Here is a 14753-nt window from a genome sequence, read left to right as displayed (position 1 = left end):
CGGCTGGTTGCGGCTGCGCATCACTACCTCGGCAGGTTGAGATGGAAGAATGGGTCGGTCAGCGCTGGCACCGCTTCATCACCCGGGCGGCTGACCGCACTTACCCGCAGGCGGCGGTGTCGCTGGATCAGGTGCAGCGCGCCATCGAGATGTTGTTCCGCGCCGGTGGCGGCGATGCGCTGGTGCGCGTGGCGCCGGCCAGCGCGCAAAAAGTAGGCGGGCCGCGCACCTGGCTGGAGCGCATCGCAGGACAGGGCGAACGCGCCGTCGTCAGCGCGCTGGATGGCGAGGCGCTGGCGCTGCCACCCGTGTTGGCCGTGTTTGATGATCGCCAGCTCAACCGCGATTTGTACCTGTGGCTGGCAGCCCTGAGCGCCGCGCATGGGCCTGCGCACGAACCTTTGTACGAGCTTTCGCCCCCACTTTCACAGGCATCTTCAGCGACCGACTGGATCGGCCGCAACCTGAGTGCCACCGCGCTGGCGCTGGAGCGTTTTCCTGGCCTGCGCAGGCGTTACCAGCGGCTGGCCCAAGCGCATCTGGCGCAGCGCCCCGATCCTGCCCACCTGCGCGGTGCAGCCGCTGACACCGAGCGCGCGGTGCAGCGCGCCTTGCACGACACGCTGGATCAAGGTGCTGCCGCTGCTCCTGCCCATGCAGCAGCAGACCATGCACCCAGCGCCGCCTTTCAGCCCGAAACCGTGGCCCCCGTGTGGGTGTGGCTGCATGCTTATCGCCCGGATACTTCAGATTTAACAGATACTGGCGCAAGCAACTCTAGCGTTAACGACCAAAAACGCTCAGAAAAACCCACTGACCAGCGCGTGCAGCAAGACCACAAGCGCCGCCGTGCCGAGCACACCAAAGACAGCAGCAACAAAAGCGGTCTGGTGCTGTACTTTCGTGCCGAATCCATTTTGAGCTGGAGTGAGTTCGTGCGCGTCAACCGCACGGCCGATGACGACGACTTGGATGACGCCAGCGATGTGGCCGACGACCTGGAGCAACTGGCCATCGCCCGCGATGACCAAACACTGGCCGCCCGCGTCAAGTTCGATCTGGATTTACCCAGCGCCAGCGCCGACGAGTTGCCGGTGGGCGAGGGCGAGCCGCTGCCTGAGTGGGACTTCAAACGCGCTGCGCTGCTGCCCGATCGCTGCATCGCCCAGCGCCTGCGCACGCGGCCTGAGGCAGCGACTTTGGCGGAAGCCTCGGCGGATGCTGCTTTGCCCACCAGCCCCGCCGCCGAGATGCAGCAGCGGCTCAAAGGCACTTCGCGCCAGGTGCGCCGCCGCTTCGAGGCGCTGCGCGCCGCGCCGCGCTGGCAACACGGCTTGACGCAAGGCGAAGAGTTGAACCTGGACGCCTGGGTGCGTTTTCAGGTCGACCGCAGCGACCACACGCACACGCATGTGGAATCGCCCGCCGTGTTTTCCAGCCGCATGCGCTCTGAGCGCAGCCTGTCCACCGTCATGCTGGCGGATTTGTCGCTGTCTACCGACGCTTACGCCACTTCGCAAGCGCGCGTGATCGATCTGGTGCGTGACAGCCTGTACGTGTTTGGCCAGGCGCTGCAAGCCGTGGGCGATCCGTTCGAGATGCTGGGCTTTTCATCGGTGCGCCGCCTGCTGCGCGTGCATGAACTCAAACGCTTTGGCGAACCGTGGAATGATGCAGCGCGTGAGCGTGTGGCTGCCATCAAGCCAGGCTTTTACACCCGCATGGGCGCGGCTATACGCTTTGGTACTCAGCGTCTGGCCGAGCGGCCCGAGCGGCAAAAACTGCTGCTCATCCTGTCAGACGGCAAACCCAACGACCTTGACCAGTACGAGGGCCGCTACGGCCTGGAAGACACCCGCCACGCCGTGCTGGCCGCGCGCCAGGCCGGGCTGGTACCGTTTTGCGTCACCATCGACGAGCAGGCTCACGCCTATCTGGCGCGCCTGTTTGGTGCGCAAGGCTATGCGCTGGTGCACCACCCTGAGCAACTGGCGCGCGCGCTCACGCAGGTTTACGTGCGGCTGACGGCGAATGCGCGATGACCTTAAAGCGGAAGAGGCACAAGCATGAATTTGATATTGTGTAAACTTTAGATATCAAAAAATCGTTTGATGCTTGGCTGCATATCGACAAAATAAGGGCTGACCCAGACGGGTTGGTCGCTACATTAAATTTCTGCACATTCATGGATCTGGACCGTTTCGACATTCCCCGTTTTCTGGCCTCGCTGCCCCTGTTTTCGCAAATGCAGCCGCAAGAGCTGGTCAAGCTGGCCGAGGGCAGCACGTTGCAACGGCTGGAGCGTGGCAAGCTGGTGTTCCATGTGGGTCAGCCGTGCGAAGAATTTCACGTGGTGGTGCTGGGCCAGGTCAAGCTGTTCGTGATCTCGCCCACGGGCATGGAAAAGGTGATTGAGCTGTGCGGCCCCGGCCACAGCTTTGCCGAGGCGGTGATGTTCATGGACGCCCCTTATGTGGTATCGGCCCAAACCCTGTCCGAATCACTGTTGCTGACGCTGACCAAAAAAGCCGTGCTGCACGAAATCACCACCAGCCCCGACTTTGCCCTGCGCATGCTCGCTGGGCTGTCGCGCCGCCTGCATGGCTTGATCAAGGACGTGGAAGCCTACGCGCTGCACAGTGGCGTGCAGCGAGTGATTGGTTACCTGCTGGGCGACCGCATGAACGAAGGCGAAGTGGCTTCGGAATCCATCACCGTCAACCTGCCGGTCAGTAAGGCGTCGATCGCTTCACGCCTGTCGCTCACACCGGAATATTTCTCGCGCGTGCTCAACGAGCTGGAAACTGCGGGCCTGATTCATGTGGACAAGCGCGACATCCACGTGCCCGATACGGCCAGCCTGGCCAATTACCATCCGCGCTGATGTTTTTTTAAGTGCCAGCAACCTGGCCACCGTTTCAGGACTTCAGATCGTAGAAGTGCCGGATCTGTGCCCAGGCCTGGGCCGGATCGTCCACCACGGTGAACAGCTTCAAGTCTTCGGGCGAAATCGCGCCTTCTTCCACCAGCACCTCCCAGTTGATCAGGCGCTTCCAGTAATCGCTGCCATACAACACCACCGGCACTGGCCTGGCCTTGCGCGTTTGCACCAGCGTCAGCACTTCAAACAACTCGTCCAGCGTGCCAAAGCCGCCCGGAAAGGCCACCAGCGCCTTGGCACGCATCATGAAGTGCATTTTGCGTAGCGCGAAATAGTGGAACTTGAAACACAGTGTGGGCGTGACATACGGGTTGGCCGACTGCTCGTGCGGCAGCGCAATGTTCAGTCCAATGGTGGGCATACCCACATCGTGTGCGCCACGGTTGGCCGCTTCCATCACGCCCGGGCCGCCACCGGTGCAGATGTAAATCTTTTCAGCTTGCGGCAGACGCTGGCTGTAGGTGGCAACGATGTGACCAAACTCGCGCGCCGCCTCGTAGTAGCGGGCGTTGTATACCGCACGCTCTGCCAGCGTGATCGCCTGCGCGTCACCACTGGCGCGCGCGGCGGTCAAGCGCTCAGCCGCCTGCTCGGGTGAGGGAAAGCGCGCGCTGCCGTACACCACCACGGTGCCTTCTACGCCAGCGGTTTGCAAGTCCAGTTCGGGTTTGAGCATCTCCAGTTGAAAGCGAATGCCGCGTGTTTCGCGCCGCAGCAAAAACTCGGGGTCGGCAAACGCCAGGCGGTAGGCGTCAGCGGCCAATGGCTCGCCACGGTCGGCATGGGCCTGTAACTCGGCCCATGCATCGGCAAGAGGGGACTGTTGGGTGGTTTTGAGATCGTCGGTTGATTCCATGGGTTGCTATTATAATGCTAGCTGTTTGTGCTTTATGGGCTTGCGCAAAAAGGCAAAAAGCCCCAAAAAATTGGGGCTTTTAATTTCAAGTGACTATGGAACAAGTCGCGTTAAAGATATCGTGCTCGGGTTTTTACCGAACCCGGCATCGCCCATCGCCTGAAGACAGAGCGCAGGAAAAGCGGCATGAGCCGATCAGGGGGACGCGAGATTACACCCGCTTTCTATATTCGCCCGTACGGGTGTCGATCTCGATCTTGTCGTCCTGGGCCACGAACAGCGGCACCGCCACTTCAAATCCGGTGGCGATCTTGGCGGGCTTGAGCACCTTGCCTGATGTGTCGCCCTTGACGGCCGGCTCGGTCCAGGTGATGACGCGCTCTACGCTGGTGGGCAGCTCGACCGAGATGGCCTTGCCGTCGTAGAACACCACTTCGACGGCCATGCCGTCTTCCAGGTAGTTCAGGGCGTCGCCCATGTTTTCGGCCTCGACCTCGTACTGGTTGTACTCGCCGTCCATGAACACGTACATCGGGTCGGCAAAGTAGGAGTAGGTGCATTCCTTGTGGTCAAGGATGATTTGCTCCATTTTGTCGTCGGCCTTGAAAACGACCTCGGTGCCCATGTTGCCCAGTAGAGACTTGAGTTTCATGCGCACAGTGGCGGCACCGCGGCCGCCGCGGGCGTATTCGGTTTTCAGAACGATCATGGGGTCTTTGCCGTGCATGATGACGTTGCCAGCGCGGATTTCCTGGGCGATTTTCATGAGAGTGTTCCAGTGATGGTGAGGTGAGCGGGCCGCTCCAGCACTGGCAAAAAAGCACTTGCTGTGCGCGGCGGCAAAGTTTGCGACAGCCTTTGTTGGAACGGCTGCACGCCAAGCCGCTCAAGACGCGGGGCGTGGCTCGCAAAGCCTTGAATTATAACGTTTTTCGCTCACAAATTTGATCAGCTGGGTGCACAGATCGGGCTGCGCGAGCAAGCGTTGGCGTGCGCGCAGCACGCAACTGCGCCAGGCAGGCAGGTCGATTTTGGGCAGCGGGCTGCGGTCAATGCCGTTCCACACGCGGTGAAACTGGCGCAGAGACGGTGGCGCATCCAGCCAGTCTAAAAAGGCTTGCAGTTTGGCGTGGTGCGCGTTGTCGTGCTGCGGGTAGATGTGCCACACCAGCGGCGCACCGGCCCACAGCGCGCGCACCAGCGAATCTTCGCCGCGCACGAAGTTCAGGTCGCAGGCGGCCATCATCTGGTCGAACTCAGGCTGGGGCAGATAAGACAGGAAGTCGACAGTTAACGCACCAAGCTGGCGCTGGGTGGATGCGGGAGCTTCGGTGGGGGGCAGGGCGCGTTGCACGGCGTCGGCGCTGCCGCCAGCGGCCACCAGCAGGCGTGTGAGTGTGGGTGCAAGTTGCCAGCGGGTCAGCAGGTGGGCCAGTGCAGGTGGGTCGTAACAAAACATTGACACGGCGCGCTCACCATGCCAGTGCAGGCCGTGGGTCTGAAACCAGGTGTGGCGGTCAAAGCCCGTGGTTTCGGGCAGCGCGTGGCGTCCGCGCAGCAGCCCACCGGTGCGGGGGGTGAAGCCGGGGTAGAAAAACCATTTGGTACGCCCCGCCGCCGGGCCGTGCAGCACGGGCGAAGGCAGGCCGTGCATGCGCTCGACGTAGCTTTCAGCGCTGAGGTATTCCAGGTTGATCCAGACTGGCGAAATCGGTGTTTCAAATTGATTTTTGGCGCTTGTAAAGTCTGCGTGAGCAGCTATGAATTCAGGTGCAATTTCGCAGCCAAATGCCTCGATCCACACGTCGGCTGGGGGCAGGCGGGCCAGCAGCGCAGCGTCCAGCGGCTGAGTCCAGGGGATGACGGTGATGCCCGCCACGCGCCCTTGCAGCGCACCCAGCGCCATCCAGGCCAGTGGGGTAGGGTCATCAATCCACAAACGCACCTGATGGCCGTGCGCTGCCAACTGGCGCGCCAGCCGCCAGCACACGCCCGCGTCGCCCAGGTTGTCCACCACGCGGCAGAACACGTCCCAAAGCAAGCGCGGGTGATGGTGTGCCATACAGCCATTGTGCCTAATTTGTGCCTGATAAATGTCAGGCCAAAATTTCAGGTGCGGCCCGCCGTTCGTACACTTGGCACTCATGAACGATACAGCGGCAAGCTCATCCGATTCTGCGCCAGATGCCGCGCCGGGCCACACGCCCGAGCTGCTGGCCCAGGTGGCGGCGCTGCCCGGCCTGCCCGGGGTGTACCGCTATTTCGATGCCAGCGATCAAGTGCTGTACGTCGGCAAGGCGCGCCATCTTAAAAAGCGCGTGTCCAGCTACTTCAGCCGCCAGCACGGGGGCACGCGCATTGGCCACATGGTGAGCAAGATCGCGCGCATGGAAACCACGGTGGTGCGCTCAGAGGCCGAGGCGCTGATTCTGGAAAACAACCTGATCAAGCAGCTGGCACCCAAATACAACATCCTGTTCAGGGACGACAAGAGCTATCCCTACCTCAAGCTGACTGGCAGCGGCAAGCTGGTGGCCGATGATGGTGATGGCCCGCCGCAGCCCGCAGCGTATGCCCGCATGGCCTATTACCGGGGTGCCACAGATAAGCGGCACCGCTACTTCGGGCCTTACCCCGGAGCCTGGGCGGTGAAAGAAACCATCCAGCTCATGCAAAAGGTGTTTCGGTTGCGCACTTGCGAAGACACGGTGTTTGCCAACCGCACCCGGCCCTGTTTGCTGTACCAGATCAAGCGCTGCACCGCGCCCTGTGTGCGCCATATCAGTGCCCAGGATTACGCCGCCGACGTGGCGCACGCGGAGCAATTCTTGCGCGGTGAAACGCAAGAGCTGCTGCAACAGATGGAGCGCCGCATGATGGCGCATGCTGATGCGCTGGAATTCGAGCAAGCGGCCGATATCCGCAACCAGATCGGCGCGCTGTCGCGCGTGCTGCACCAGCAGGCGGTGGAGGTGGGCGGTGACGCTGATGCCGACGTGCTGGCCGTGAAGGTGCAGGGCGGACGCGCCTGCGTCAATTTGGCCATGGTGCGTGGCGGGCGGCACCTGGGTGATCGGGCTTACTTTCCCGCCCACGTCGAAGAAGCGCGCGCGCTGGCGCAAGAAAAAGGTGAGGCCGAGCTGACCACGGTGGAGGCGCAGGTGCTGGACGCCTTCATTGCCCAGCATTACCTGAGCTGTCCGACGCCGGGTCAACTGATCACCAGCGAGCCGGTGTCGCGGGCTTTGCTGCAAGCCCTGAACGACAAGGAAGACACCAAAATTCAGGCGACCCACGCCCCGCGCGGACAGCGCCGCGTGTGGTTACAGATGGCGCAGCAAAACGCGGCGCTGCAACTGGCGCGTCTGTTGTCGGAAGAAGGCTCGCAGCAGGCGCGCACCCGCGCATTGGCCGAGGCGCTGGATTTGCCCCATGAGCATCTGGACGACTTGCGCATCGAGTGCTTTGACATCAGCCACACCGCGGGTGAGGCCACGCAGGCCAGCTGCGTCGTGTTTCAGGGCCACCGCATGGTCAGCAGCGACTACCGCCGGTACAACATCGACGGCATCATCGGCGGCGACGACTACGCCGCCATGCGCCAGGTGCTTCAGCGCCGCTACGGCAAGATTGCCGAGGCGCTGCGCGAGCAAGGCGGCAGCGAACTGCAAACCCGCGCCGCGCGCATGCCTGATCTGGTGCTGGTCGACGGTGGCAAGGGCCAGGTGAGCATGGCGCGTGAAGTGTTCGAGCAGCTGGGACTGGACTTGTCGCTGATCGTCGGCGTAGAAAAAGGCGAAGGCCGCAAGGTCGGGCTGGAAGAGCTGGTGTTTGCTGACGGGCGCGAAAAGGTCTATCTGGGCAAAGATTCAGCCGCGCTGATGCTGGTGGCGCAGATTCGTGACGAGGCGCACCGCTTTGCCATCACCGGCATGCGCGCGCAGCGCGCCAAGGTGCGTGTGGGCGGCAGTCGCATTGAGGAAATCCCCGGCGTCGGCCCCAAAAAACGCGCCAAACTGTTGCAGCGCTTTGGCGGTGTGCGCGGGGTCGAAAGTGCCAGTGTGGACGATCTGACGACGGTCGAAGGCATCTCGCGCGCATTGGCCGAGGATATTTACCGCGCGCTGCACTGAAGGTCAAAGCATATAAGCCTAATCGGCCTCTGGCGCTGATAAAAAAAGAAAAACAGGCTATCAAAAGAGTAGTAAAAACGTGTTTTTTTGGGGCGTGACACAATCCCTGCCATGTTTTTCACCCTGCCCACCATCATGACCTGGACGCGCATTGTCGCGATTCCGCTGATTGTGGGTGTGTTCTATCTGCCGATTGCGCCGCACACGGCCAACTTGGTGGCCACGGTGATGTTCATCGTGTTTGCCTGGACCGATTGGCTGGACGGTTTTTTGGCCCGCAAGCTGAACCAGACCTCGGCCTTTGGGGCGTTTCTGGATCCGGTGGCCGACAAGTTTCTGGTTTGTGCCACGCTGCTGGTGCTGGTGCATTTACAGCGCACGGATGTGTTTGTGGCGCTGATCATCATCGGACGCGAGATCGCTATTTCTGCTCTGCGCGAGTGGATGGCCCAGCTTGGTGCCAGCAAAAGTGTGGCGGTGCACATGGTGGGCAAGCTCAAAACCACGGTGCAAATGGTGGCGATGCCGTTTTTGCTGTACGACGGTGTGCTGTTGGGTACGGTCAATACGCGCTGGTGGGGTAACGTGTTGATATGGGCAGCGGCGGTGCTCACGGTGTGGTCGATGGTGTATTACCTGCAAAAAGCGCTGCCTGAAATCCGCGCGCGGGTGAAATAAGTCACCAGGCACTCTTGTCCAGATGAACGCGCGCGGCGACACCACCGCTTTGTTGATCCGCCTGATGCCCGCGGTGTTCGTACTGATCTGGGCCACGGGCTTTATCGTGGCGCGCTACGGCATGCCACATGCACCGCCGTTCACCTTTTTGCTGTGGCGTTACGGGCTGTCGATTGTTTGTTTTGGCGTGTGGATTGTCGCTGCCGGTGTACGCTGGCCCGCCACGCGCCAGCAGTGGTGGCATTTGGGTGTGACGGGTGTGTTGATGCACGCTGGCTACCTGGGTGGGGTGTGGGCGGCAGTCAAAGATGGCATGGGATCGGGCCTGTCGGCCCTGATCGTCGGGGTGCAGCCGGTGCTGACGGCGGTGTGGCTGTCCACCGTGGGGGCGACGGCCGGGGCGTCGGTCAGCCGCCGCCAGTGGATGGGCTTGCTGCTGGGCTTTACCGGGTTGGTACTGGTGGTGTCGCGCAAGCTGGTCGCGGGCAGCCCGGGCGATCATGTGACGTGGACGAACGTGTTGTGGGCGATGATGGCGCTGGTGTCGATCACGGCAGGCACGCTGTACCAAAAACGCTACGTTCAGCCGTGCGATGTGCGCACCGCCAACACTGTGCAGTTGATGGCCGCGGCGCTGGTTACCCTACCGCTGGCGCTGCTGGAGACTGAGACGCTGCGTTGGAACGCGCAGTCTGCCGGGGCCATGGTTTGGTCGGTGCTGGGGTTGACGCTGGGAGGCAGCTCGCTGCTGTATTTGCTGATTCAGCGCGGCGCGGCCGCCAGCGTGGCCAGCCTGATGTATCTGGTGCCACCCACCACCGCCGTGATGGCCTGGGTGCTGTTTGATGAGCCGATTACGGTCGTCACCGTGGCAGGCATTGCCCTGACGGCGTTTGGCGTATCGCTGGTGGTGCGCTCAGGCGGGCGGGCGCGTTGACATGACGCAAACCTGCTTCAATGTCCTGCGCTTGTGTGCATATGTGCGCGTTTAAGCCGTAAGTTGCATGATCGGCACCACAACTTTGTGACTTGTTGTTGCTGTAGCGCGTTGCTGGGGTTGTTACGGGATGAGCGGGGTGCAATTGGGGCTAGAATTCACCGCTCATTGAACGGGTATGTACGAGAGACACTAGTGCAGATGGCAGCCAAAGCCGCCTTCAAAGCGAATATCTGGTTCAAAAGCGGCGTACCAACGAAAGGCAGGCCGAATGGCCTGAATTTCAAAGAACGCTTTATCTGAATTTTTTGATTTCCTGTCTGAAAGAGGGGCACCTTCGTGAACAAGACCGAGCTGATTGAACACATCGCCAAGAACGCTGACATTTCCAAAGCCGCTGCCACGCGCGCGCTTGAGGCCACCATTGGTGCCGTCAAAACCACGCTGCGCAAAGGCGGCACGGTGTCGCTGGTGGGTTTTGGCACGTTTGCCGTGGGCAAGCGCGCAGCACGCTCGGGCCGCAATCCCCGCACTGGCGCAACGATTAAAATCAAGGCCGCCAAGGTGCCCAAGTTCCGTCCTGGCAAGGCGCTGAAAGATGCGTTGAACTGATTGAATCAGTTCAGGTGGGGTGCTTAGCTCAGTTGGTAGAGCGGCGCCCTTACAAGGCGTAGGTCGGCGGTTCGACCCCGTCAGCACCCACCACCAATTGCAGTAAAGGCGAACCCCGGTTCGCCTTTTTCATTTGTTGTCCACACGTCAAGAGTTGCGTTCATGTTTGATTTCATCCGCCGCCACACCAAACTCATCATGGGGGTGTTGTTTTTGCTGGTCATTCCTTCGTTTGCGCTGTTCGGGATCGAAGGCTACAGCAGCTTCAGCGACAACGCGGGCAAGGTGGCTGAGGTCAATGGCGTCAAGATATCGCAGACCGAATGGGATCAAGCGCACCGCGAGGACGTGGAAAGTGTGCGGGCCAGCAACCCCGGCATCGACCTCAGCTTGCTGGACACCCCAACGATGAAATACGCTTCGCTGGAGCGCCTGGTGCGCGAGCGCGTGTTGCAGGCCGCCGCCGCAGGCGAGCACCTGACCATTACCGACCAGCAATTGGCCGCTGAGTTGCAGCGCAACCCGACCATTGCCGCTTTACGCCAGGCCGATGGCACGCTGGACGTAGAGCAATACCGCAGCCTGCTGCAAGCCCGTGGCATGACCACCGAAGGCTTTGAAGCCGGGGTGCGCGCTGAGATGTCGTCGCGCCAGGTGCTGGAAGGCGTGGTGGTGTCTGAACTCATCAGCCCGGCACAGGCAGACGTCACCACCAATGCCTTTTTGGAACGCCGTGAAGCGCGCGTGCAAACGTTCACGCCCGCAGAATACGCGGCCAAGCTGCAACCCAGCGACGCTGATCTGGAGGCGTATTACCAAGCCCATCTCGCACGCTATCAGGCCCCTGAGACGGCGAACATTGAATACGTGGTGCTGGATCTGGACAGCGTTAAAAAAGACATCAGCATCAATGAACAAGAGTTGCGCACCTACTACGACAACAACGCACCAGCCATGGGCAAGCCGGAAGAGCGCCGTGCCAGCCACATCCTGATCAATGCACCCAAAGACGCCCCGGCGGATGAACGCAGCCAGGCCAAGGCCAAGGCCACCGAACTGCTGGCCGAGCTGCGCAAAGCGCCCGACACCTTTGCCGACGTAGCACGCCAGTTGTCACAAGACGACGTTAGCGCGCCTGAAGGGGGTGATCTGGGGTACTTTCAGAGCAGCAAAGGCATTGACCCCACCCTGTCGAAAGTTACGTTTGCCTTGGGCAAGGAAGGCGACATCAGCGACGTGGTGGAAACTGATTTTGGCTACCACCTGGTTCGCCTGACCGGCATCAAGCCCGCCGATGTGCCGCCGTTTGAGCAAGTGCGCGCGCAACTCGAAGACCAGTTGCGCACCCAGCAGGCGCAGCGTCAGTTTGGTGAGCTGGCCGAAACCTTTACCAACAGCGTGTACGAGCAGTCCGATTCGCTTGCGCCCGCAGCCGAACGCCTCAAGCTGAAAGTGCAAACCGCCCATAACGTCAGCCGCATCCCTGGACCTGATGCCGCCGCGCCACTGACCAACGCCAAGTTTTTAAATGCTCTGTTCAGTGCCGATGCGCTGGAGAAAAAACACAACACCGAGGCGGTCGATCTGGGTGGCAGCCAACTGGTGTCTGGCCGCGTGTTGCAACACACGGCCGCTCATGCCCGTCCTTTTGCCGAAGTGCGCGATGCCGTGCGCGCGGCCTTCGTGGCCGACAAAGGCGCTGAAACCGCGCGCCAGCAAGGACAGGCTCGCCTGAAAGCCTTGACCGACCAACCCGATACCGCCAGCCAGATGCCAGCGGCCATCGTGCTGTCGCGCGACGCCATGCAAAACCAGCCCCAGCAAGTGCTGGATGCCGTGCTGCGCGCTGATCCGGCCAAACTTCCCGCTACTGTCGGTGTTGATCTGGGGGCGGGCGGCTACGCTGTCGTGCGGGTTGAAAAAGTCATGCCCAAAGCCGAACACGACGCTGAATTGGTCGCCCAAAGCCGCCAGCGCTACGACCAGTTGTGGACCATGGCCGAAGCCTTCCAGTACTACGAAGCGTTGAAAGCGCGCTACAAGGTCAAGATTTTTGCGCCTGCACCTTCAACGGCGACCACCTTGACCTTGGGCGGTGGGCAGTAAGAGCGTGTTCAAAGTCTCAGCGTGAGGGGTGTGGGATGCGGATCGGGATGGGCTGCAAGGCGCAAACCGCCCGAGGCCGTGCCCACACACCCGCGCAGAGACGTTGAACACGCTCTAAGCAACGGCTGCTGGGTTTTTGTTTATGGCGTAAGGGCAGCGCTTTTGTGCGGATTTTGCTTGGCATTCGCGCTCAGTTCGCAAACGCTGCAATCCCCGTGATCGCCCGACCCAGAATCAGCGCGTGCACGTCGTGCGTGCCTTCGTAGGTGTTGACCACTTCCAGGTTGACCAGATGCCGGGCCACGCCGTATTCGTCGCTGATGCCGTTGCCGCCCATCATGTCGCGCGCTTGGCGGGCGATGTCCAGCGCCTTGCCGCAACTGTTGCGCTTGAGGACGGATGTCAATTCCACCGAAGCCGTGCCTTCGTCCTTCATTCGACCCAGCCGCAGGCAGCCTTGCAGCCCTAGGCTGATGTCGGTCAGCATGTCGGCCAGCTTTTTCTGCATCAGTTGGTTGGCGGCCAGCGGGCGGCCGAACTGCTGGCGGTCGAGCACGTACTGGCGTGCGCGCAGGTAGCAATCTTCAGCCGCACCCAACGCGCCCCAGGCGATGCCGTAGCGGGCGCTGTTCAGGCAGGTGAAGGGGCCTTTGAGGCCACGCACCTCAGGGAAGGCGTTTTCTTCCGGCACAAACACCTCGTCCATGACGATCTCGCCGGTGACGCTGGTGCGCAGCCCCACTTTGCCGTGCACGGCGGGGGTGCTCAGACCTTTCCAGCCCTTCTCCAGAATGAAGCCACGGATCTGACCGCCATCGTCCTTGGCCCAGACCACGAACACGTTGGCGATCGGACTGTTGGTGATCCACATCTTGGCACCGCTGAGCGAGTAGCCGCCGTCCACCTTGCGGGCGCGGGTGATCATGCTGCCGGGGTCAGAGCCGTGGTTCGGCTCAGTCAGGCCGAAGCAGCCGATCCATTCACCCGTGGCCAGCTTGGGCAGGTATTTCTGCTTTTGCGCTTCGGTGCCGAATTCGTTGATCGGCACCATCACCAGCGAGCTTTGCACGCTCATCATGCTGCGGTAGCCAGAATCGACACGCTCCACCTCGCGCGCCACCAGGCCGTAGCAGACGTAGTTCAGTCCCGCGCCGCCGTACTGTTCAGGAATGGTTGATCCCAGCAGGCCCAGCTCGCCCATCTCGCGGAAGATGGCCGGGTCGGTCTGCTCGTTGCGGAACGACATCTGCGCGCGCGGTAACAGTTTCTCTTGGCAGTAGGCGCGGGCGGCCTCCTGCACGTGGCGCTCGTCTTCGGTGAGTTGCTGGGTCAGCAGGAAGGGGTCTTCCCAGTGGAAGGTGGCTTTGGCCATGAGGTCCGTCTCTTTCTTAGGGCGTTACTTGGTATGAATGGGTGGTGTCAGCCGATAGGTGGCCGGGGTGCGGCTCAGCTTGATTGGCGACGCCACGCCAGTGTAGTCGTCGCCAATCTTGATCGTCATTTGGCGATGCACCGTATGGGGGTGCCTTAGCGCATCGCTGACGCTGAGTACTGGCGCAGCGGGTACGCCGATTTGCATCAGCGCGTCGGCCAAGGTCGGGCCATCCTGGTCGACCAACAGCGCGATTAGTGGTTGTGGCTGCCGTCGTCCAGATCGCGCGGCAGCAAAAACAGCGACACGCCTTTCATGCCGACCGGATCGTCCTCCACACGCGCCAGCACCATGGCCAGCGCCGCGTCGGGGTTGGAGCAGAACCACTTGTCGCCGGTTAGCAGCCAGCGCTCAGGGTAGGCCGGGTCGGGGCGCGCCAGTGTGGCGGTGGCCGCGATGTCTGAGCCGGCGCCTTGTTCGGTCATGAACATGGCACCTTGTGAGAGCGTGTCCAGGTCCAGGCTGGTCAAGCCGGGCAGATAACGTTGCACCAGCTCGCTGGCACCGTATTTCTTCAGGGTGCGTGTGAGCGAATCGGTCATCGACACCGGACAGCACAGGCCAAACTCAGCCTGCACGAACAGATAGGTCAGCGCGTACTTGACGATGGCAGGCATCTGGCACTGCCAGCCCAGCACGTCCTGGCGGTGCGAAATGGCGGCCAGCGCAAATTCACCAAAGGCGTGGCGCTCCAGCTCCACGAAGGCCGGGTGCTTGAGGACTTTTTGCGCGTCCACGCCGGTGCGGTGGCGCAGTTGCAACTCGGGCGGGTTCTTGTCGGCGGTGCCCGCCAGATCGTCCAGCCGGCCGCCAGCCAGACCGCCTAGGCGCTCCAGCAGGGGGGGGGGGCAGGTGAGCCAGCAGGTCGGCCGGCAGGTACACGCTGAGCAGTTCGCGCAGCGCCGGGTCGGTGGTGTAGAGGTTGGCGCCGTGCTGGTCGGGCACCGGATTCAGCGCAGGCAGCACGGACATGGTGGGCGGGTTTTTGGTCATGGCTTTGTCTCCTGAGTAACGCCATTTTTGGAGGCTTGACGATAGTTGTCCAATATTGATTTAAT

At 61.7% G+C, this 14753-nt stretch carries 12 protein-coding genes, 1 tRNA gene and 1 pseudogene; 8 read left to right on the top strand and 6 right to left on the bottom strand.

Features of this window, described 5'->3' with window-relative positions; genetic code table 11:
- Positions 1-41 precede the first annotated feature (41 nt).
- Both ACK5NW_RS07365 and ACK5NW_RS07360 read left to right on the top strand, forming a co-directional pair.
- Positions 42-2042 carry a nitric oxide reductase activation protein NorD gene (locus tag ACK5NW_RS07365; RefSeq protein WP_416926571.1) on the top strand — a complete coding sequence of 667 codons (2001 nt, stop codon included), beginning with the start codon at positions 42-44 and terminating at the stop codon, positions 2040-2042.
- 143 nt (positions 2043-2185) lie between these two features.
- The gene (locus tag ACK5NW_RS07360) at positions 2186-2884 is read left to right on the top strand and encodes a Crp/Fnr family transcriptional regulator (RefSeq protein ID WP_416926569.1); all 699 of its coding nucleotides are present in this window, start codon (positions 2186-2188) and stop codon (positions 2882-2884) included.
- 34 nt (positions 2885-2918) lie between these two features.
- On the opposite strand, the gene ACK5NW_RS07355 is transcribed toward ACK5NW_RS07360, so the two are convergent.
- The 3 genes from ACK5NW_RS07355 to earP all read right to left on the bottom strand — a co-directional run bounded on the left by ACK5NW_RS07355 (position 2919) and on the right by earP (position 5859).
- The gene (locus tag ACK5NW_RS07355; RefSeq protein WP_416926567.1) at positions 2919-3797 is read right to left on the bottom strand and encodes a TIGR00730 family Rossman fold protein; all 879 of its coding nucleotides are present in this window, start codon (positions 3795-3797) and stop codon (positions 2919-2921) included.
- 211 nt (positions 3798-4008) lie between these two features.
- On the bottom strand, positions 4009-4563 hold the full coding sequence (gene efp / locus ACK5NW_RS07350) for an elongation factor P (RefSeq protein ID WP_416926565.1): 555 nt from the start codon (positions 4561-4563) through the stop codon (positions 4009-4011).
- A gap of 120 nt (positions 4564-4683) precedes the next feature.
- A complete protein-coding gene (gene earP / locus ACK5NW_RS07345) occupies positions 4684-5859 on the bottom strand; it encodes an elongation factor P maturation arginine rhamnosyltransferase EarP (RefSeq protein WP_416926563.1) in 1176 nt (391 codons plus the stop codon).
- Between the two features lie 82 nt (positions 5860-5941).
- Between earP and uvrC the strand changes: the two genes are divergently transcribed.
- The 6 genes from uvrC (at position 5942) to ACK5NW_RS07315 (ending at position 12263) form a co-directional block, all read left to right on the top strand.
- Positions 5942-7930 carry an excinuclease ABC subunit UvrC gene (gene uvrC, locus ACK5NW_RS07340; protein WP_416926561.1) on the top strand — a complete coding sequence of 663 codons (1989 nt, stop codon included), beginning with the start codon at positions 5942-5944 and terminating at the stop codon, positions 7928-7930.
- A 111-nt stretch (positions 7931-8041) separates the two neighbouring features.
- Positions 8042-8608, top strand: coding sequence for a CDP-diacylglycerol--glycerol-3-phosphate 3-phosphatidyltransferase (gene pgsA, locus ACK5NW_RS07335; RefSeq protein WP_416926559.1), 567 nt, complete (start codon positions 8042-8044; stop codon positions 8606-8608).
- 22 nt (positions 8609-8630) lie between these two features.
- A complete protein-coding gene (locus tag ACK5NW_RS07330) occupies positions 8631-9545 on the top strand; it encodes a DMT family transporter (RefSeq protein WP_416926557.1) in 915 nt (304 codons plus the stop codon).
- Between the two features lie 339 nt (positions 9546-9884).
- Positions 9885-10157, top strand: a complete 273-nt coding sequence (locus tag ACK5NW_RS07325; RefSeq protein ID WP_124862790.1) for an HU family DNA-binding protein — start codon at positions 9885-9887, stop codon at positions 10155-10157.
- Between the two features lie 17 nt (positions 10158-10174).
- Positions 10175-10250, top strand: a tRNA-Val gene (locus ACK5NW_RS07320).
- A 69-nt stretch (positions 10251-10319) separates the two neighbouring features.
- Positions 10320-12263: a SurA N-terminal domain-containing protein gene (locus ACK5NW_RS07315; protein WP_416926554.1), complete on the top strand. Its 1944-nt coding sequence runs from the start codon at positions 10320-10322 to the stop codon at positions 12261-12263.
- A 190-nt stretch (positions 12264-12453) separates the two neighbouring features.
- On the opposite strand, the gene ACK5NW_RS07310 is transcribed toward ACK5NW_RS07315, so the two are convergent.
- The 3 genes and pseudogenes from ACK5NW_RS07310 to ACK5NW_RS07300 form a co-directional block, all read right to left on the bottom strand.
- On the bottom strand, positions 12454-13635 hold the full coding sequence (locus tag ACK5NW_RS07310) for an acyl-CoA dehydrogenase (protein ID WP_416926552.1): 1182 nt from the start codon (positions 13633-13635) through the stop codon (positions 12454-12456).
- Positions 13636-13659: 24 nt separating this feature from the next.
- Positions 13660-13881, bottom strand: coding sequence for a CoA transferase (locus ACK5NW_RS07305; RefSeq protein ID WP_416926550.1), 222 nt, complete (start codon positions 13879-13881; stop codon positions 13660-13662).
- 14 nt (positions 13882-13895) lie between these two features.
- Positions 13896-14688, bottom strand: a pseudogene (locus tag ACK5NW_RS07300) (acyl-CoA dehydrogenase family protein); the annotation flags it as partial.
- Positions 14689-14753 lie beyond the last annotated feature (65 nt).

The organism is Ottowia sp. (assembly GCF_047975795.1).
GTDB lineage: Bacteria > Pseudomonadota > Gammaproteobacteria > Burkholderiales > Burkholderiaceae_C > Ottowia.
This window is presented reverse-complemented; position numbering and strand designations above follow the sequence as displayed.